Source organism: Burkholderia glumae LMG 2196 = ATCC 33617 (assembly GCF_000960995.1).
Taxonomy (GTDB): domain Bacteria; phylum Pseudomonadota; class Gammaproteobacteria; order Burkholderiales; family Burkholderiaceae; genus Burkholderia; species Burkholderia glumae.
The window spans coordinates 1,648,970-1,668,344 of record NZ_CP009435.1; the positions used below are offsets into that span (position 1 = coordinate 1,648,970).

Consider the following 19,375-nt stretch of genomic DNA (forward strand, 5'->3'; position numbering starts at 1 on the left):
GCGGTCGATGGGTGGGCCACGGGGGCGGCGTCGCTCGGCGTCAAGCATCGTTAATCGATTGCGAAAACGCAAGGCGACCGGAGGCGGCGGCACCGGTTCCGCGCGCGATGAACAAGGATTGTCAAATCGGCGCGGCGCGGCGCGGCGACGAGCACGCGGCGGCCGTGGGCCGCCGGGCCGCGCGAACGAGCGCGGCTCAGCCCGCCTTCGGCGCGGCGCCGGGCTCGAGCGGGCAGCGCACCGCGGCCGGCGCTGCCGCGCCGTTCCTGGTGGAGACGCCGGCCGGCTGGGCCGCCATCGCCCGCACGCCGGCCGCGATCCGTTCGGCCAGCTCGCCGACGGCCTTGCGGTGGCCGGCCACCAGCGCGTCGTAGCCGGCGGCCACCGGCTCGCTGAGCGTGCTGCGGCAGGTCATGACCGATTGCGTCGCGAGCGAGCGCACGCTCCACACCGCATCGAGCGCGGCGCGCTCGCCGGGCCACGACTCGAAGCGCTGCACGTCGACGCTGACGCGATAGACGGGCACGCCCGGCGGCACCGCCGCGTCGGCCACGTCGATCGTGTCGAGCCGGCGCGTGAGCGCCGCCGACAGCGCGCGGCGAATCTCGTCGGCGGGCGGCGAGGCCCAGCGGCGCTCCTCGAGCACGTCCACGCGGGCCGCGTCGCGCTGCACCACGAACTGGGTCTTGGCGACCTGCTCGGGCACGCTGACGGCCGGCACCTGGATCAGGAAGGCCGGATTGGCCGGCATCGCGCGGCCGGCCGTCACCGTGGCCGGGTCGCCCGAGAGCGTGTAGAAGTGCGACGGCGGCGACGCGCAGCCGGTCGCGAGCGCGACGGCGGCGCTCGTCACGGCCGCGGCGAGCGCTTTCAGGCCGCCGGCCCGGGCGCGGCGAACGGAACGGGGCGTGCGGTCGGTCATTTCTGGTCTCCGGCTTTGCCGCGCAGCAGCGATTCGGGATGCCGCTCGAGATAGTCGGCAAGGTTGTTCAGGGTCCGCAGCGTGCGCGTGAGCTCCTTGAGCGCGCCGCGCACGTCGGACTGCAGCGGCGAATCCTGCTGCAGCGTCGCCTCGGCCGTCGTGAAGGTCTGCTTGGCGGCCGACAGCGTGTCGCGCGCCTGCGGCGCGACCTGCGTGTCGAGCTGCTGGAACAGCTGGTCGGCATGCTTGAGCGCATCGTTGAGGTTGTTGCCGATCTGGTCGAACGGCACCTTGTCGAGCTTCTTGGCGATGTCGGCCACCTGCAGCTGCAGCTCGTCGAGCGTGTTCGGCACGGTCGGCAGCTCCACCGGCTTGCGGCTCAGGTCGAGCTTGGCGCGCGGCGCCTTCGGGAAGAAGTCGACCGCCACGTAGAGCTGGCTCGTCAGCAGGTTGCCGGTGCGCAGCTGGCCGCGCAGGCCGTGCTCGACGAGGCTCCGCAGGATGTCCTGCTGCGCGGCCTCGCCCTGGCTCGCGACCAATTCGCGGAAGCGCTTGCCGAGCCGCTCCGGATAGATGTTCATGGTGACCGGCATCATGAAATTCTTGTGCTGCGGGTCGTATTCGATCCCGATGTTGGTGACGTTGCCGAGCACGATGCCGCGGAAGTCCACCGGCGCGCCCACCGACAGGCCGCGCAGCGACTGGTTGAAGTTCATCACCACGTCGACCGGCTGGCCGTCCGGGTCGCGCATCGCGTCGGCCTGGTCGGCACCGAGCCGGAACGTCGCGCCGTTCTTCACCGGCTCGCCGGCCGACTGGTTGGGCGGCGACTGGAACGCGAGGCCGCCGAGGATCACGGTGGCGAGCGACTGCGTGTTGAGCTTGAAGCCGCTCGAATCGAGCCGCAGGTCCACGCCGCTCGCCTGCCACCAGCGCGTGTTGGTTCCGACGTACTGGTCGTAGGGCGCATTGACGAACACGTTGAAGGTCACGCCCTTGCCGTCCTTGTCGAGCGAGAAGCCGACCACCTGGCCGACCTGCACGCGCCGGTAGTAGACCGGCGAGCCGATGTCCACCGAGCCGAGCGAATCGCCGCGCAGCACGTAGGAGGTGCCTTTCTCGTCACCGGTGACGGGCGGCGGCGTCTCGAGCCCGGCGAAGTCGGACTCGCTATCCGACGAGCGGCCCGCGTCCACGCCGATGTAGGCGCCCGACAGCAGCGTGTTGAGCCCCGACACGCCGCTCACGCCGACGCGCGGCCGCACCACCCAGAAGCGCGAGCCCTTCACTGCGAAGTCCTCGGCCTCCTTCTTCAGCTGCACGTTGACGAGCACGTGCGAGAGATCCTTCGAGAGCTTGATGGTCTTGACCGTGCCGATCTCGACGTCCTTGTACTTGACCTGGGTCTTGCCCGGTTCGAGCCCCTCGGCGCTGCGGAAGCTGATGGTGATCTCGGGGCCGCGGTCGAACACCGACTTCACGACCAGCCCGACGCCGATCAGCGCGGCCACCAGCGGCACCAGCCAGACCAGCGACGGCAGCCAGCCGCTGCGCCGCGCAACCACGGGCGACGGCAGTTCGGGGCCGTCGGGGGGAGCCGCGTTCGGGTCGTGCTGCGGGCCTTGCGGACTATTCATGGTGTTTTCCAGAGGTAACGACGTGATCCCAGATCAGGCGCGGATCGAACTGCATCGACGCGAGCATCGTCAGGATCACCACCGAGCCGAACGCGAGCGCGCCGGGGCCGGCCGTGATCTCGGCCAGCGACCGGAAGTGAACCAGCGCGACGGTCAGCGTGACGACGAAGATGTCGAGCATCGACCAGCGGCCGATCCGCTCGACGATCCGGTACAGCCGGGTGCGCTGCATCGGCCGCCAGGCCGAGCGGCGCTGCACGCTGATGACGAGGATCGTCAGCGCGCCGAGCTTGAGCATCGGCACCAGGATGCTGGCGACGAACACCACCACCGCGAGCGGCCAGTCGCCCGACACCCAGAAGTAGACGACGCCGCTCATGATGGTGTCTTCCTGGGCGCCGACGATCGAGGCGGTGCGCATGATCGGCAACAGATTCGCGGGAATATACAGGATCGCCGCGGCCAGCAGCAGCGCCCAGGTGCGCATGATGCTGTCCGGCGTGCGCAGGTGCAGCGGCGCGCCGCAACGCGCGCACGGCTCGGCGGGGTGCGCGTCGCGGCGCGCGAGCTTCTGCACCTGGCCGCAGGCGTGGCAGCTCGCCATGCCCCGGCTGGCTGCGGAGACGATCTTCATGGGCGCGGGGCTCCGCTGGCGGCCGCGGCGGAGCCGGACGGGCCCGCCGCATGGTCCGCATCGGCATCCGGGGCGCCGGCGCGGGGCGCGCGCAGCGCGTCGGCGACATCCCACAGCGCGCGCGGGTCGAACATCACGACCGCGGCCAGCATCAGCGTGAGCGCGCCGAACGCGAACAGCGCGGCTTCCGGCACCACGCGCGCGAGGCTCACCATCTTGACGATGGTGACGAGGATGCCGAGCATGAACACCTCGATCATGCCCCATGGCCGCACCAGCTGGATCGCGCGCAGCACGGCGTTCAAGCCGGGCGGCAGGTAGCCGGCGCGCAGCGGGAACAGCACGTAGAGCAGCGCGGCCATCTCGATCAGCGGGAACAGCAGGGTCGAGCAGAACACCATGATCGCGACGATCCGCATGTCCTGGTCCCACAGCGCGCCGAGCGCGCCGAGCAGCGTGGTCCGCACGCGGATGCCGTTGACCTCCATCTCGAGGATCGGAAAGGCCTGGGCGATCACGAACGTGATCAGCGCGGCGAGCGTGAGCGCGCAAAGCGGCTCGATGCGGGTCGAGCTGCTGCGGTACAGCAACGCATCGCAGCGCGGGCAGCGCGCGCTCTCCTTGCGGCCAAGCTGCGGTTTGTGCAACAGTGCGTCGCACTCATGACAGGCAATCAGATCGTTTCTTTCCATGTGGGAAGACGGTTGCGCGCCATCACGGGGACGCTGGGAAAGGCTGGAACCCGCGCCAATCTTACCAAAACGCGGTTTTTGCGGTGTCAACCCCGTTTTCGCGGCCCGCGCGGGCCGGCCGGGCCGCCGTCGCGCGCGCGCGCCGAATCCGACCTCCCGGTCCGTTTCCGGCCCCCACGGCCGCCGGGATGTTGCGGTAGCATGGCGCCCGTGAATGTGTCGGATCCCTGGCAGCCAGGGCCGGCGCCGCTCCCCGTCTTTGCGAGGCACTCCGATGGCATCGACCCTGTCGCCGAACCGGCCGGCCGGCTATACGCGCACCGCGATCGCGCTGCACTGGCTGATCGCGCTGCTGATCGTCTGCGGTTTCGCGCTCGGCTGGGTGATGACCGACATCCCCGGGTTCACGCCCACCAAGCTCAAGTATTTCTCCTGGCACAAGTGGATCGGCGTGACGGTGTTCGCGCTGGCCGTGATCCGCGTGCTGTGGCGAGCAACCCACGTGCCGCCGCCGCTGCCGGCCGGTACCTCGCGGCTCGCCACGGGCGGCGCGCACGCCGTCCATGCGCTGCTCTACCTGCTGATGCTGGCGATCCCGGTCACGGGCTATCTCTACAGTTCGGCCTCGAACATCCCGGTCGTCTATCTCGGCCTGGTCCCGCTGCCGCGCCTGATCGATCCCGATCCGGCGTTGAAGCAAACGCTGAAAACCCTGCACGTGACGCTCAATTACACGCTGCTCGCGCTGGTGTCGCTGCACCTGCTCGGTGCGCTCAAGCACCAGTTGCTCGATCGCGACGGCGTGCTCGCGCGCATGCTCCCGTTCCTCAAATAAGACAAGGCTCGTCATGAAGATTGCATTGCATCGTTCCGTGCTCGCGGCCGTGGCCGCCGCCGCGCTCGCCTTCTCGGGCAGCGCGCTCGCGCAGATGGACCTCGCCAAGAGCAAGGTGTCGGCCGTCTCGAAGCAGATGAACGTGCCGACCGAGGGCGTGTTCAAGAAGTTCAGCGCCGACCTGAAGTTCGATCCGGCCAAGGCGGCCCAGGGCAGCGCGCGCGTGAGCATCGACGTCGCCAGCTTCGACCTGGGCGACAAGATGTACAACGACCAGGTGGCCGGCAAGGAGTGGTTCGACGCGAAGGCGTTCCCGCAGGCGAGCTTCGTCTCGTCGTCGATCGCGCCGGCGGGCGGCAACAAGTACGAGGTGGCCGGCAAGCTGACCATCAAGGGCAAGACGGTGCCGGTCACGGTGCCCGTGACGGTCACCGACAGCGGCGCGACGCGCGTGTTCGACGGCGTGCTGCCGATCAAGCGCTCGACCTTCGAGATCGGCACCGGCGAATGGAAGGACACCTCGATCGTCGCCGACGAAGTCCAGATCAAGTTCCATCTCGTCGCCGCGAAGTGATCGCGCCGGCGAATCGTATCCGGGCACCGCGCTGCCGTGGCGCCCGTTCAACCGCAAACTAGGAGAATGATTTGAACAAGCCCCTGATGATGGCCGCCGGTGCGCTCGCCGCCGCCCTGTCGATCCCCGCGATGGCCGCGCCGGTGACCTACCAGTTGGACCCGAGCCACACCTACCCGAGCTTCGAGACCGACCACTTCGGCGGCCTGTCGGTGTGGCGCGGCAAGTTCGACGAGTCGAGCGGCACCGTGACGCTCGATCGCGCGGCCAAGACGGGCAGCGTCGAGGTGACCACCAAGATCGCGTCGATCCACACCGGCAGCGCGAAGCTCGACGAGCACGTGCAGACGCCGGAATTCTTCGATGCGGCGAAGTACCCGGACGCGACCTACAAGGGCACCCTGAAGTTCGAGGGCGACAAGCCGGTGGCGGTGGTCGGCAACCTGACGCTGCACGGCGTGACCAAGCCGCTGACGCTGAAGATCGACTCGTTCAAGTGCATGCAGCACCCGATGCTCAAGCGCGAGGTGTGCGGCGTGGACGCCGTCGGCGAATTCAACCGCGACGAATTCGGCATCGACTACGGCAAGCAGTACGGCTTCAAGATGAAGACCAAGCTGCTGATCTCGGCCGAAGGGGTCGCGCAGTAAGCCAGCCATAGCCATGGCCGGCGCCCGGCGCCGCAGGAACGCGTGATACCGCCGCGACCCGGCAACGGGCGCGGCGGTTTTGCCGTTAACGAAGCCGCGCGGCCGCCTGAGCCGCCGCGTGCGGCGCCGCACCGGCCGTCGGAGCGCCTCGCGGACGAAAAAAAACCGGCCCGCCGGGCCGGTTTTCCGGGTGACGCCAGGTGCCGGGCGCCGCGCCTCAGACTTGCGCGCCCGCGTTCGGATCGTTCGGATCGTGCGCGCCCTTCTTGTCGCGGATCAGATCCTCGCGGCGGATGCCGAGCCACATCGCGAGCGAGCCCGCCACGAACACCGACGAATAGATGCCGAACATGATGCCGACCGTCAGCGCCAGCGCGAAGTAGTGCAGCGTCGGGCCGCCGAAGAAGAACATCGACAGCACCATCATTTCGGTCGAGGTGTGCGTGATGACGGTTCGCGACATGGTGCTCGTGATCGCGTGGTTGATCACTTCCTGCACGGTCATCCTGCGCTCGCGGCGGAAGGTCTCGCGGATCCGGTCGAAGATCACGACCGATTCGTTGACCGAGTAGCCCAGCACGGCCAGCACCGCGGCCAGCACCGACAGCGAGAACTCCCACTGGAAGAACGCGAAGAAGCCGAGAATGATCACCACGTCGTGCAGGTTGGCGATGATGCCGGCCACCGCGTATTTCCACTCGAAGCGGAACGACAGGTAGATCACGATGCCGATCACCACGCAGGCCAGCGCGAGCAGGCCGTCGGTGGCGAGTTCCTTGCCGACCTGCGGGCCGACGAACTCCACGCGCTGCAGCTGCACGTCGGGGTTCTGCGCCTTGAGGCCCGCCATCACCTGGTCGCTCTGCTGCGCCGAGGTCAGGCCCGACTTCAGCGCGAGGCGGATCATCACGTTGCGCGAGGTGCCGAAGCTCTGCACCTGCGCGTCGGCGTAGCCGAGCTTGCCGAGCGCGGCGCGCACCGGCTCGAGTTCGGCCGCCTGCTGGTACTGCACTTCGAGCACCGTGCCGCCGGTGAATTCCACCGACAGGTGCAGGCCGCGATGCACGAGGAAGAACACGGCGGCCAGGAACGTCACGAGCGATATCACGTTGAACACCAACGCGTGCCGCATGAACGGGATGTCTTTACGAATGCGGAAAAATTCCATGTGCGTTCTCCGGCGCTTATTGGGACGAACCCGGCTTCTTCGGCGGGACGCCGGGGCCGGAGCGGCGGCGTGCCACCGGCTTCGCGCCGCGCGCCGCGGTGCCGGCGTTCGCGGTCCTGGCGGCGGGGCGGCCCGCCTTCGCGGTGCCGCCGTCGCCGCCCTGCTCGGGCAGCGCCAGGTCCGCGCCCGGCGTGGCGGCGGCCGGTTTCCAGACCTGGCCGATCGAGATCGACTTGAGCTTCTTGCGGCCGCCGTACCAGAGGTTCACGAGACCGCGCGAGAAGAACACGGCCGAGAACATCGAGGTCAGGATGCCGATACAGTGGACGATCGCGAACGCGCGCACCGGGCCCGAGCCGAACGCGAGCAGTGCGAGGCCGGCGATCAGCGTGGTCACGTTCGAGTCGAGAATCGTCGCCCAGGCATGCGCATAGCCCTGCTGGATCGCGATCTGCGGCGAGGCGCCGCCGCGCAGCTCCTCGCGCACGCGTTCGTTGATCAGCACGTTCGAGTCGATCGCCATGCCGAGCGCGAGCGCGATTGCGGCGATGCCGGGCAGCGTGAGCGTGGCCTGCATCACCGACAGCGCGGCCACCAGCAGCAGCAGGTTCACCGACAGGCCGATCACCGACACCACGCCGAACAGCAGGTAGTAGGCCACCATGAAGACGGCGATCGCCACGAAGCCCCAGATCACCGAGTGCACGCCCATGCGGATGTTGTCGGCGCCGAGGCTCGGGCCGATGGTGCGTTCCTCGATGATGTCCATCGGCGCGGCGAGCGAGCCGGCGCGCAGCAGCAGCGCGAGGTCGGCCGCGGCCTGCGGGGTCGGCTGGCCGGTGATCTGGAAGCGGTCGCCGAGCTCGGACTGGATCGTCGCGACCGTCAGCACCTCGCCCTTGCCCTTCTCGAACAGCACCATGGCCATCGGCTTGCCGATGTTCTCGCGGGAGACCGTGCGCACCGCGCGGCCGCCGTTCGAGTCGAGGCGGATGTTGACCGACGGGCGGTTGTGCTCGTCGAAGCCGGCCGACGCGTCGATGATGCGGTCGCCGGTGAAGATCACCTGCTTGCGCAGCAGCACCGGCACCTGGTTGCCCTGCGTGAACAGCTCGTCGCCCGGCGGCACCGGGTCATTCGGGTTCGGATGCAGGTTGACCGGGTCGGCCAGGCGCGCCTCCAGCGTGGCGGTGCGGCCGATGATGTCCTTCGCCTTCGCGGTGTCCTGCACGCCCGGCAGCTCCACCACGATGCGGTCGTTGCCCTGCTGCTGGATGATCGGCTCGGACACGCCGAGTTCGTTGACGCGGTTGTGCAGCGTGGTCAGGTTCTGCTTGAGCGCGGCTTCTTCCACGGCCTGCCGGACGGCCGGCGTGAAGGTGCCGACCACCTGGTAGCCGCCGCCGCCGGGCTGGGTGGCCCACTGCAGCTCGGTGATCGAGCCGGCCAGGAAGCTGCGCGCCTGCTCGGCGGTGGCCTGGTCGGCGAAGTTCGCGACCACCGACTGGTCGACGCGGTTCACGCCGCCGTCGCGGATGCCGCGGTCGCGCAACTGGGTGCGCGCGTCGGTGGCGTCGGAATCGAGCTTCTTGTTGAGCGCACCCGTCATGTCCACCTGCAGCAGGAAGTGCACGCCGCCGCGCAGGTCCAGGCCGAGGTACATGGGCAGCGCGTGCAGCGCGGTCAGCCAGCGCGGCGAGGCGCTCTGCAGGTTCAGCGCGACGACGTACTGCGGATCGCTCGGGTCGCTGTTGAGCGCCTTCTGCAAGAGATCCTTCACGCGCAGCTGGGTATCGGTGTCCTTCAGGCGCACGCGGATGTTCGCGTTGTTCGCCGAGTTGTCGAACGTGATGTCGTCCGGCGTGATGCTGGCGGCCTTCAGCGCCGCCTCGACCTGGGCGAGCGTGCTCGAGTCGATCTTGACCGTGGCCTTGCCGCTCGACACCTGTACCGCCGGCGCCTCGCCGTAGAAGTTGGGCAATGTGTACAGAAGGCCGATCGCGAGCGCGACGACCATCACGACATATTTCCAGATTGGGTAACGATTCATGAGGGGGCCGAACGGGAAGGTTGGCTTGGAAAGCGTCGCGTCCGGCGGCCTTGCCGCCCGCGCGTGGCTCGCGCGGGCCGGCTCGGCGCCGGACGCTCGGGGTGCGGCTTACAGCGACTTGATGGTGCCCTTCGGCAGGATCGTCGTCACGGCCGACTTCTGGACCGTGATCTCGGTGCCTTCCGACACCTCGACGCCCACGTAGGCCTCGCCGACCTTCGTCACCTTGCCCACCAGGCCGCCGTTCGTCACGACCTCGTCGCCCTTGGCCATCGCGGCGAGCATGTTGCGGTGCTCTTTCTGGCGCTTCATTTGCGGGCGGATCATGATGAAGTAGAGCACCGCGAACATCAGGACGAGCGGCAGAAAGCTCATCAGGCTCGATTCGGCGCTACCGCCGGCGCCTTGCGCGAATGCATTGGAAATGAACGACACCTTGGTCTCTCCGTTGGGATGATCAGAAAAATAAGCCGGCCATTCTACCACCGGCGAAAAACGCGACGGCACCGCAAATGCGCTTTGGGATCAAGCCGTTAAGCCTGGCTCCGGCGATTTGCCGTATTCGCGAAAGCAAATTGTAATGTCTCGGGGCGCTCGCAACCGTCGCGATCGATGAAAAACGCGGCCTCGCGAGCATCGCCGCGGCATTCGACAGGCGTATGAGGCATCCCGGGAGGCGGCGCGATTGCGTGCCGCCGTGACATGCGCGGCCGTCATCCGCCCGCGGCCGCCTCGCCCGGCGCGACCGGCTCGGCCTCCACGCCGCGTGCGCGGTCGGCCGCGAAGCGTGCGCGGAACGCGTCGAACGTGTGGGTTTCGATCGCCGCGCGGATCTCGCTCATCAGCTCCAGGTAGTAGTGCAGGTTGTGGATCGTGTTCAGCTGCGCGCCGAGGATCTCGCCCACGCGGTGCAGGTGATGCAGGTAGCCGCGCGTGAAGTGGCGGCAGGTGTAGCAGCCGCAGCGCTCGTCGAGCGGCTTGAGCGAGTTGCGGTGCGTGGCGTTGCGGATCTTCACGTCGCCGAAGCGCGTGAACAGCCAGCCGTTGCGCGCGTTGCGGGTCGGCATCACGCAGTCGAACATGTCGACGCCGTTGGCCACGCCCTCGACCAGATCCTCGGGGGTGCCCACCCCCATCAGGTAGTGCGGCTTGTGCGCCGGCAGCTTCGGGCCGACATGGCGCAGCACGCGCATCATGTCCTCCTTCGGCTCGCCCACCGACAGCCCGCCGATCGCGTAGCCGTGGAAGTCGAGCGCGGCAAGGCCGGCCAGCGACTCGTCGCGCAGGTCCTCGAACATGCCGCCCTGCACGATGCCGAACAGCGCGTTGGGGTTGCCGAGCCGGTCGAATTCGTCGAGCGAGCGCTTCGCCCAGCGCAGCGACATGCGCATCGACTCGGCCGCCTCCCGGTGGGTGGTCGGCACGCCGCCGGTCGCGTAGGGCGTGCATTCGTCGAACTGCATGACGATATCGGAGTTCAGCACCTTCTGGATCTGCATCGACACCTCGGGCGACAGGAACAGCTTGTCGCCGTTGATCGGCGAGGCGAACGTCACGCCATCCTCGGTGATCTTGCGCAGCTCGCCGAGCGAGAACACCTGGAAGCCGCCCGAGTCGGTCAGGATCGGCCTGTCCCAGCCCATGAAACGGTGCAGGCCGCCGTGCGCGCCGATCGTCTCGAGGCCCGGGCGCAGCCACAGGTGGAAGGTGTTGCCGAGAATGATCTGCGCCTGCATCTCGCGCAGCTCGCGCGGCTGCACCGCCTTGACGGTGCCGTAGGTGCCGACCGGCATGAAGATCGGCGTCTCGACCACGCCGTGGTTGAGCGTGACGCGGCCCCGGCGCGCGTGGCCGTCGGTCGTCAGCAGTTCGAAGTTCAGCCCGTTCTCGGGCGGCACGTGGGTCGGCACGGGTTCCGGTCGGCGATCGGTCATTCAGGTACTCCTGGCCACCGGAAGACAGTCCGGCGCGCGTTGCGAGTGGTGGTGAATGCCGCCGGCGCGTGAACGTGCCGGCGGCGGGAAAAGGGCAGGGCCGGGGACGGCCGCGTCAGTCGGGCTCGCGCCGCGTGAGCAGCATCGCGTCGCCGTAGCTGAAGAAACGGTAGCGTTCGGCGATCGCGTGGCGGTAGGCGGCGCGGATCGGCTCGATGCCGGCGAACGCCGAGACCAGCATCAGCAGCGTCGATTTCGGCAGATGGAAATTGGTGACGAGCCGGTCCACCACGCGGAACCGGTAGCCCGGCGTGATGAAGATGTCGGTCTCGGCGCGGGTGGCCGCGAGCGGCCGGCCGGCCGCCTCGGCGTCGCGCGCGGCCGCTTCCAGCGCGCGCATCGAGGTGGTGCCGACCGCGATCACGCGGCCGCCGCGCGCGCGGGTGGCCGCGATCCGCTCAACCAGCGCGTCGGTCAGCTCGTACCACTCGCTGTGCATCCGGTGGTCGGCGATGTTGTCGACGCGCACCGGCTGGAAGGTGCCGGCGCCCACGTGCAGCGTGAGCGTGGCGGTCTCGACGCCGCGCGCGCGCAGCGTGGCGAGCAGCGCCTCGTCGAAGTGCAGGCCGGCGGTGGGTGCGGCCACCGCGCCCGGATTGCTGGCGAATACGGTCTGGTAGCGCGTCTCGTCGGTCGCGTCGGGATCGTGCTCGATGTAGGGCGGCAGCGGCAGGCGGCCGTGCCGCTCGATCAGCGTCAGGCAATCGTCGGGGAAATGCAGCGTGAAGAACGGCTCGACGCGCTCGCCGACCGTCACCTCGAACGCGTCGGCCAGCGTCAGCGTGGCGCCCGCCGCCGGGCTCTTGCTGGCGCGGATCTGCGCCAGCGCCGTGCGCGGGCCGGTCACGCGCTCGATCAGCACCTCGATCCGGCCGCCGCTCGCCTTCTGGCCGAAGAAGCGCGCCTTGAGCACCTTGGTGTCGTTGAAGACCAGCAGGTCGCCGGCCGCGAGGCAGTCGGGCAGCTCGGTGAAGCGGCGATCCACGAGCCGCGCGGGCCCGGCGGTGCCGCCCACCTCGAGGAGCCGGCTCGCGCTGCGCTCGGGCAGCGCCGTCTGCGCGATCAACTCGGGCGGCAGGTCGAAATCGAAATCGGAAAGCTTGAACATGAAGTGGGAAATGGGGACCAGACGCGGTGCGTCGCCGGGGCGCGGCGGCGTGCATGCCGCGCAGTGCCGGCGCGAGCCGCTATGATGGCGGGGTCGCGCGGCTCGCGGGCGCCGCCCGGTCGCGCGACGTCAAAGCCGATATTGTACGTTGCTTGCCCCTTGCGAACTGCCGATCCGATGCCCGTACCCGCCCGCCGCTCCGTTTCCGCCGCTGCCGCCCCCGATGCCGAGGTCGGCGACGCCGCGCGCGAGCACGGCCACGGCGCCGTGCCGCACGCCCCGGCGAGCCCGCCGACGCGCAGCCGCACGCCGCGGCGCGGCCGCGACGGACGGCTTGCCGAGCCCGCCGTGGAAGCGGCCGACGCCGCGCGCGGCGATCCGGCTGGCCGAGCGGGCGAGGGCGGCTCCGGCACGGCGCGGGTCGCCGGCCGGGACGAGGCCGGCGATGCCGACCACGCCGACGCCGCCGACGCTGCGGACGCGCCGCCCGCCAGGGGCGCGAAGGCCGCCAAGCCGGCCAAGGCCGCGCCCGCCAAGCTCGTCAAGACCGCCGACAAGCTCGCCAAGCTCGGCCTTACGCGCTCGATCGACCTCGTGCTGCACCTGCCGATGCGCTACGAGGACGAGACCACGCTCACGCCGATCCGCGAGCTGCTGCCCGGCGAGGTCGCGCAGACCGAGGGCGTGGTCTACGACAACGAAATCACCTATCGGCCGCGCCGCCAGCTGCTGGTGAAGCTGCGCGACGACGACGGCGCCGAGCTGGTGCTGCGCTTCCTGAATTTCTACGGCTCGCAGGTCAAGCAGATGGCCGTGGGCCAGCGGCTGCGCGTGCGCGGCGACATCCGCGGCGGCTTCTTCGGGCTCGAGATCGTGCATCCCGCGGTACGCGTGGTCGACGAGAACACCCCGCTGGCGCAGGCGCTGACACCGGTCTACCCGAGCACGGCCGGGGTCTCGCAGGCCTATCTGCGCAAGGCGATCGACAACGCGCTGGCGCGCACGCCGCTGCCCGAGCTGCTGCCGCCCGAGGTGGCCGCCGCGTACCTGCAGCCGCTCGGCGTGCCGACCCTGGCCGACGCGGTGCGCCAGCTCCATCACCCGGCTGTCGACGACGACGAGACCGCGCTGATCGACGGCACTCATCCGGCCTGGATCCGCATCAAGTTCGACGAGCTGCTCGCGCAGCAGCTCTCGCTCAAGCGCGCGCACGAGGAGCGCCGCACGCGCGCGGCGCCCGCCATGCCGCGCCGCGCGCCGGCCGACGCCGGCTCGCTCGCCGCGCGGCTGCTGGCGGCGCTGCCGTTCGCGCTGACCGGCGCGCAGGCGCGCGTGGTCGACGAGATCTCGCACGACCTGACGCAGCCCCACCCGATGCAGCGGCTCCTGCAAGGCGACGTCGGCAGCGGCAAGACGGTGGTGGCGGCGCTGGCGGCGGCGCAGGCGATCGACGCCGGCTACCAGGCCGCACTGATGGCGCCCACCGAGATCCTCGCCGAACAGCACGCGCGCAAGCTGCGCGGCTGGCTCGAACCGCTCGGCGTGACGGTGGCATGGCTGGCCGGCAGCCTGAAGGCGAAGGACAAGCGCGCGGCGATCGAGGCCGCCGCGCTCGGCACCGCGCAGCTCGTGATCGGCACCCACGCGATCATCCAGGACAGCGTCGAGTTCGCGCGGCTCGGGCTGGTGATCGTCGACGAGCAGCACCGCTTCGGGGTGGCCCAGCGGCTCGCGCTGCGTGCCAAGGCGGGCGGCCCGGCCGGCTTCCAGCCGCACCAGCTGATGATGTCGGCCACGCCGATCCCGCGCACGCTTGCCATGACCTACTACGCCGATCTGGAAGTCTCGACCATCGACGAGCTGCCGCCGGGACGCAGCCCGATCGTCACCAAGCTGGTCGGCGACGCGCGCCGCGAGGAGGTGATCGCCCGCGTGCGCGACGCGGCGCTGGGCGGGCGGCAGGTGTACTGGGTCTGTCCGCTGATCGAGGAGAGCGAGACGCTGCAGCTGCAGACCGCCGTGGAAACCTACGAGACGCTCGTCGCCGCGCTGCCCGGCATCCAGGTCGGGCTGGTGCACGGACGCCTCGCGCCTGCCGAGAAGGCCGCCGTGATGGAGGCCTTCTCGCGCAACGAGGTGCAGCTGCTGGTGGCCACCACCGTGATCGAGGTCGGCGTGGACGTGCCGAATGCCTCGCTGATGGTGATCGAGCATGCCGAGCGCTTCGGCCTCGCCCAGCTGCACCAGCTGCGCGGGCGCGTCGGCCGCGGCACCGCGGCCTCGGCCTGCGTGCTGATGTACAGCGGCCCGCTGTCGATCGCCGGCCGCGAGCGTCTGAAGACCATGCGCGAGACCAACGACGGCTTCGAGATCGCGCGCCGCGACCTGGAGATCCGCGGCCCCGGCGAGTTCCTGGGGGCGCGGCAGTCCGGCGCCGCCATGCTGCGCTTCGCCGACCTGGAGCGCGACGGCTGGCTGATCGAGCCGGCCCGCGAGGCCGCCGGCGTGCTGATCGCGCGCTATCCGGACGTGGTGACCCAGCATCTGGCCCGCTGGCTCGGCGCGCGCGAGCAATTCCTGAAGGCCTGAGCGACCGGTGACGGCGTCGTGTTTGATTCGACCCCTAAAGCGACGCGCCATCTGCCGCCAAATATGACACCGAAGATGGTTGGCGAAATGGGCCTATCCGGTGTATAAATTAAAGCTATCGTTTGCATTTACTTGATTGACCCACAATGACGCTTACTGAACTCAAATATATCGTCGCGGTCGCACGCGAGCGGCATTTCGGCCGCGCGGCCGAAGCGTGCTTCGTAAGCCAGCCCACGCTATCGGTCGCGATCAAGAAGCTCGAGGACGAGCTGAACGTGCAGATCTTCGAACGCGGCGCGAGCGAGGTGAGCGTGACGCCGATCGGCGACCAGATCGTCACGCAGGCGCAGCGCGTGCTCGAACAGACCTTCGCGATCAAGGAGATCGCCAAGCAGGGCAAGGACCCGCTGGTCGGCCCGTTCCGGCTCGGCGTGATCTACACGATCGGGCCGTACCTGCTGCCCACGCTCGTCAAGCAGATGATCCGCCGCGTGCCGCAAATGCCGCTGATGCTGCAGGAGAACTACACGCTCAAGCTGCTCGAGCTGCTCAAGCAGGGCGAGATCGACGCGGCGATCATGGCGCTGCCGTTCCCCGAGACCGGGCTGATGGTGCGCCCGCTCTACGACGAGCCGTTCGTGGTCGCGCTGCCGTCGAGCCATCCGTGGTCGAAGCGCCGCAAGATCGACGCGGCCGACCTCAAGCAGGAAACCATGCTGCTGCTCGGCAACGGCCATTGCTTTCGCGACCACGTGCTCGGCGTCTGTCCCGAGCTGATGCACTTCTCGCAGACGGCCGACGGCATCCAGAAGACCTTCGAGGGCTCGTCGCTGGAAACGATCCGCCACATGGTGGCGAGCGGCGTCGGGATCACCGTGCTGCCGCGCATGTCGGTGGCCGAGATCGGGCCCACCGCCAACAACAGCGATTCGGACCTGCTGTCCTACGTGCCGTTCGACGAGCCGGTGCCGGACCGCCGCGTGGTGCTGGTGTGGCGCAAGAGCTTCACGCGCATGCCGGCGATCGACGCGATCAGCGAGGCGATCTCGGCCTGCGTGCTGCCCGGCGTTGCCAAGCTCGACATGCCCGCCACGCTGAACTGAGCGCGACGCGCGAGACCGGGGCCGAGCGCCCCGGTTTTATTTTGCCTATCGAATACATAAATTCAATCAAATATAAAAATTCGATAGAATTTTTTATGATGGCTTCCATGGGTTGCCTTCGATGACCCGCCGGACCGTCCGCTGCCGGTCCCGAACCCGAACCACGGAGCCCGCCATGACGACTGCTTTGCGCCCCGCCGCACCGCCCCGTGCGCTTTTCCGGACCCGCGCCGCGCTCCGCCGCTTGCGGCCGCTCGCGTTCGCCTACCTCGAAGGCCGCCTGCTCGGCGCCTGAGCGCCTCGGCGCGCCGGCGTCGCCCGTGCCGACGGCAATCTCGGCGGCACCCTCAGCGAGGCGCCCCACCGCCACGGTGATTTCTCGCGGGACCGCGCGGCGCGGTCGAGCGCTGCGATCACCGCGACGGCGACTACCGCCTGCCGCCGCGAGCGGCAGGCCACGACATCTAAAGGAGAACGTAACATGACTACCCCGTACCAGCCCCCGCGCGCCGGCCAGCCCGGCGCCGCACCCCGGGCCGCCGTCGTCAATCGGGCCGCCACGTCGGCGTTTCGCCGGACCATCGGCCTCTCGGTCACGTTCGCCGGCATCGTCACGCTGGCCGCGCAGGTCGCGGCGCGTCTGCACGGCGCGGCTTGACGGCGCACCCGCGCCGGCCGGCGTCCGGCCGGTGCCGCTCATCCGTCCCTTTCCGGCGTTCTACGTTACACTTGACAGGCTTGAATCGATCGTTTCAGGCAACACCATCGGGGTAATCTCGACGCGTTTTCGCCGGTTCAACTCATCGATAAGGAGTCAGCAACATGGCCAAAAAGGGCAACGCAACGCAGATCAACATCGGCATCAGCGACAAGGACCGCAAGAAGATCGCGGATGGTCTGTCGCGGCTACTGGCCGACACGTTTTCGCTGTATCTGAAGACGCACTATTTTCACTGGAACGTCACGGGGCCGATGTTCAACACGCTGCACCTGATGTTCGAGGAGCAGTACAACGAACTCTGGCTCGCGGTCGATTCGATCGCCGAGCGGATCCGCACGCTCGGCGTGGTCGCGCCCGGCACCTACGGCGACTTCGCGAAGCTGACCTCGGTGCCGGAAGCGAGCGGCGTGCCGGTCGCGGAAGACATGATCCGTCAGCTCGTCGAGGGCCACGAGACCGTGGTGCGCACGGCGCGCGCGCTGTTCCCGGACGCCGATTCGGCGGGCGACGAGCCGACCGCCGACCTGCTCACGCAGCGCCTGCAGACGCACGAGAAGACCGCCTGGATGCTGCGCTCGCTGCTGCAATAAGGGCGAACGCCGCGGCCGCGGCCGAGCCTCCCGCGCTGGCGGGAGGTTTTTTTTCGCCGATGGCCGGCGCAAGGCCGGCCCGGCGAGGCCCGCGCGCTTGCCTCGGCCGGTCGGCCGCCGCGCACGGCACGGGGCCGCACCGCCATGCGCGTTACAATGCCGCCATCGTTTCCGCGGTGGAATCCCGACATGTTTGCCCGCTTCCCCCTCTATCTGAAGCTGATCCGGATGGACAAGCCGATCGGCAGTCTGCTGCTGCTGTGGCCGACGCTGAACGCGCTGTGGATTGCCTCGAACGGGCGGCCCGCGCCGCTGCTGCTGGTGATCTTCATCGTCGGCACGCTGCTGATGCGTTCGGCCGGCTGCGCGATCAACGATTACGCCGACCGCGATTTCGACAGCCACGTGAAACGCACGGTGGACCGGCCGCTGGCCTCGGGCAAGATCCGCGCGTGGGAGGCGGTGGCGATCGCGGCGGGCCTCGCGATCGCCGCGTTCCTGCTGATCCTGCCGCTCAACCTGCTGACCAAGGAACTGTCGGTGGTGGCCGTGATCGTTGCCGGCACCTATCCGTTCATGAAGCGTTTCTTCGCGATCCCGCAGGCCTATCTCGGCATCGCGTTCGGCTTCGGGATTCCGATGGCGTTCGCGGCCGTGCAGGACACCGTGCCGCTGCTGGCCTGGGTGATGCTGGCCGCCAACGTGTTCTGGTCGGTTGCCTACGACACCGCCTACGCGATGGTCGACCGCGACGACGACTTGAAGATCGGCATGCGCACCTCGGCGATCACCTTTGGCCGCCACGACGTGCTGGCCATCATGCTCTGCTATGCGATGGTGTTCGCGATCTACCTCTGGGTCGGCCTGGTCGAGCGCTTCGGGCCGCTCTACTGGCTGGGCTGGGCCGTCGCGCTCGGCTGCTCGGTCTACCATTACACGCTGATCAAGGATCGCGACCGCATGAAGTGTTTCGCCGCGTTCCTGCACAACAACTGGCTCGGCGGCGCGCTGTTCGCCGGGATCGCCGCGCACTATGCGGTGGCCGCGCGCTGAGCCTGGCGGAGCGCTGCGGCCGGTGAGGCGAAAACGACGAAGCGGCCGGAAAGGCCGCTTCGTCGTTTTCGGCGCGCATAGCGCGGGAGCATGCCGTTCACGCCGTGACGCGCTACCGGCCGGACGGCGGCGGCGAGCGAGGCGGCCGAAGCGCTCCGGCGCAGCGTGCCGATGCCGGGCGCCCGTCGCGCCGGCCGCGCCGGCCGCGCCGGCTCAGGCGCCGCCCAGCTCGTTGCCGAGTTCGCGCGCGCGCGCCTCGGCCGCCAGCACGCCGCGCACGATCGCCTGCTTCAGGTCCTGCGCGTCGAACGCGGCGAGCGCGGCCGCCGTCGTGCCGCCCTTCGAGGTCACGCGCTCGCGCAGCACGCCGGCCGGCTCGCCCGACTGCGCGGCCAGTTGCGCGGCGCCGGTGAACGTCGCCACCGCCAGCGCGCGGCCCTGCTCGTCGTTCAGGCCGAGCTGGCGCGCCGCTTCCTGCAGCGCCTCGATGAAATAGAACACGTAGGCCGGGCCGCTGCCCGAGATCGCGGTGACGGCGTCGAGCTTCGCTTCGTCGTCGAACCACACGGTCTCGCCGACCGCGCCGAGCACGGCCGAGCCGAGTTCGCGGCCGGCCGCGTCCACGCCCGGCAGCGCGGCGAGCCCCGTCACGCCCATGCCGACCAGCGCCGGCGTGTTCGGCATGGCGCGCACGACGCGCGCGTAGCCGCCGAGCCAGCGCGACAGGTCGGTCGCGCGGACGCCGGCCGCGATGCTGATGACGAGCGCGCCGCCCAGATGCGGCGCGAGCGTCTTCGCGACTTCAGCGAGCACCTGCGGCTTGACCGCCAGCACGATCGCGTCGTAGCCGGCCAGCGCGGCGTCGACCGTCTCGCCGGTACGCACGCCGAACGTCTCGCGTAGCTTGGTGCGCGAGCCGTCGTTGGGATCGATCACGTAGAGCGTGTCGGGCGCGGCCGTGCCGCGCTTGACGATGCCGCCGATCAGAGCGGAGGCCATGTTGCCGCCGCCGATGAATGCAATTTTCATGATGGTTGGGAGGAAAAGCGAAG

18 protein-coding genes are annotated in these 19,375 nt (G+C 69.3%); 8 read left to right on the forward strand and 10 right to left on the reverse strand.

Annotation, left to right across the window (positions count from 1 at the left end; all coding sequences use genetic code 11):
• Positions 1 to 196: 196 nt before the first annotated feature.
• From KS03_RS20115 to KS03_RS20130, 4 genes are read right to left on the reverse strand one after another with little or no spacing between them, the layout of a single operon-like run.
• Positions 197 to 922, reverse strand: coding sequence for a PqiC family protein (locus KS03_RS20115; RefSeq protein ID WP_012734681.1), 726 nt, complete (start codon positions 920 to 922; stop codon positions 197 to 199).
• A complete protein-coding gene (locus tag KS03_RS20120) occupies positions 919 to 2,559 on the reverse strand; it encodes a PqiB family protein (RefSeq protein WP_012734682.1) in 1,641 nt (546 codons plus the stop codon). The genes KS03_RS20115 and KS03_RS20120 overlap by 4 nt, the downstream gene beginning before the upstream one ends.
• On the reverse strand, positions 2,552 to 3,193 hold the full coding sequence (locus KS03_RS20125; protein WP_012734683.1) for a paraquat-inducible protein A: 642 nt from the start codon (positions 3,191 to 3,193) through the stop codon (positions 2,552 to 2,554). Before KS03_RS20125 ends, KS03_RS20120 begins: the two co-directional genes overlap by 8 nt.
• The gene (locus KS03_RS20130; RefSeq protein ID WP_012734684.1) at positions 3,190 to 3,885 is read right to left on the reverse strand and encodes a paraquat-inducible protein A; all 696 of its coding nucleotides are present in this window, start codon (positions 3,883 to 3,885) and stop codon (positions 3,190 to 3,192) included. The genes KS03_RS20125 and KS03_RS20130 overlap by 4 nt, the downstream gene beginning before the upstream one ends.
• 274 nt (positions 3,886 to 4,159) lie before the next feature.
• On the opposite strand from KS03_RS20130, the gene KS03_RS20135 reads away from it, so the two are divergent.
• The 3 genes from KS03_RS20135 (at position 4,160) to KS03_RS20145 (ending at position 5,944) form a co-directional block, all read left to right on the forward strand.
• On the forward strand, positions 4,160 to 4,720 hold the full coding sequence (locus KS03_RS20135) for a cytochrome b (protein WP_012734685.1): 561 nt from the start codon (positions 4,160 to 4,162) through the stop codon (positions 4,718 to 4,720).
• Between the two features lie 13 nt (positions 4,721 to 4,733).
• Positions 4,734 to 5,294, forward strand: coding sequence for a YceI family protein (locus KS03_RS20140; RefSeq protein ID WP_012734686.1), 561 nt, complete (start codon positions 4,734 to 4,736; stop codon positions 5,292 to 5,294).
• Between the two features lie 71 nt (positions 5,295 to 5,365).
• The gene (locus tag KS03_RS20145; RefSeq protein ID WP_012734687.1) at positions 5,366 to 5,944 is read left to right on the forward strand and encodes a YceI family protein; all 579 of its coding nucleotides are present in this window, start codon (positions 5,366 to 5,368) and stop codon (positions 5,942 to 5,944) included.
• A gap of 217 nt (positions 5,945 to 6,161) precedes the next feature.
• On the opposite strand, the gene secF is transcribed toward KS03_RS20145, so the two are convergent.
• The 5 genes from secF to queA all read right to left on the reverse strand — a co-directional run bounded on the left by secF (position 6,162) and on the right by queA (position 12,264).
• Entirely contained in the window at positions 6,162 to 7,112 is a 951-nt protein-coding gene (gene secF, locus KS03_RS20150; RefSeq protein WP_012734688.1) for a protein translocase subunit SecF, read from the reverse strand.
• 16 nt (positions 7,113 to 7,128) lie between these two features.
• Complete coding sequence (secD, locus tag KS03_RS20155; RefSeq protein WP_012734689.1) at positions 7,129 to 9,162, reverse strand: protein translocase subunit SecD; 2,034 nt, start codon at positions 9,160 to 9,162, stop codon at positions 7,129 to 7,131.
• A gap of 108 nt (positions 9,163 to 9,270) precedes the next feature.
• The gene (gene yajC / locus KS03_RS20160) at positions 9,271 to 9,597 is read right to left on the reverse strand and encodes a preprotein translocase subunit YajC (RefSeq protein WP_012734690.1); all 327 of its coding nucleotides are present in this window, start codon (positions 9,595 to 9,597) and stop codon (positions 9,271 to 9,273) included.
• Positions 9,598 to 9,875: 278 nt separating this feature from the next.
• Entirely contained in the window at positions 9,876 to 11,096 is a 1,221-nt protein-coding gene (tgt, locus tag KS03_RS20165; protein ID WP_012734691.1) for a tRNA guanosine(34) transglycosylase Tgt, read from the reverse strand.
• Between the two features lie 115 nt (positions 11,097 to 11,211).
• On the reverse strand, positions 11,212 to 12,264 hold the full coding sequence (gene queA, locus KS03_RS20170) for a tRNA preQ1(34) S-adenosylmethionine ribosyltransferase-isomerase QueA (RefSeq protein ID WP_012734692.1): 1,053 nt from the start codon (positions 12,262 to 12,264) through the stop codon (positions 11,212 to 11,214).
• Positions 12,265 to 12,441: 177 nt separating this feature from the next.
• Between queA and recG the strand changes: the two genes are divergently transcribed.
• The 5 genes from recG to ubiA all read left to right on the forward strand — a co-directional run bounded on the left by recG (position 12,442) and on the right by ubiA (position 18,323).
• Complete coding sequence (recG, locus tag KS03_RS20175) at positions 12,442 to 14,853, forward strand: ATP-dependent DNA helicase RecG (protein ID WP_012734693.1); 2,412 nt, start codon at positions 12,442 to 12,444, stop codon at positions 14,851 to 14,853.
• Between the two features lie 146 nt (positions 14,854 to 14,999).
• Positions 15,000 to 15,959 carry a hydrogen peroxide-inducible genes activator gene (locus tag KS03_RS20180; RefSeq protein WP_012734694.1) on the forward strand — a complete coding sequence of 320 codons (960 nt, stop codon included), beginning with the start codon at positions 15,000 to 15,002 and terminating at the stop codon, positions 15,957 to 15,959.
• A gap of 481 nt (positions 15,960 to 16,440) precedes the next feature.
• Entirely contained in the window at positions 16,441 to 16,617 is a 177-nt protein-coding gene (locus tag KS03_RS32335) for a hypothetical protein (protein WP_017425149.1), read from the forward strand.
• Positions 16,618 to 16,781: 164 nt separating this feature from the next.
• A complete protein-coding gene (locus KS03_RS20185) occupies positions 16,782 to 17,270 on the forward strand; it encodes a Dps family protein (protein ID WP_012734695.1) in 489 nt (162 codons plus the stop codon).
• Between the two features lie 189 nt (positions 17,271 to 17,459).
• The gene (gene ubiA, locus KS03_RS20190; protein WP_012734696.1) at positions 17,460 to 18,323 is read left to right on the forward strand and encodes a 4-hydroxybenzoate octaprenyltransferase; all 864 of its coding nucleotides are present in this window, start codon (positions 17,460 to 17,462) and stop codon (positions 18,321 to 18,323) included.
• A gap of 213 nt (positions 18,324 to 18,536) precedes the next feature.
• On the opposite strand, the gene proC is transcribed toward ubiA, so the two are convergent.
• On the reverse strand, positions 18,537 to 19,352 hold the full coding sequence (proC, locus tag KS03_RS20195) for a pyrroline-5-carboxylate reductase (RefSeq protein ID WP_012734697.1): 816 nt from the start codon (positions 19,350 to 19,352) through the stop codon (positions 18,537 to 18,539).
• Positions 19,353 to 19,375 lie beyond the last annotated feature (23 nt).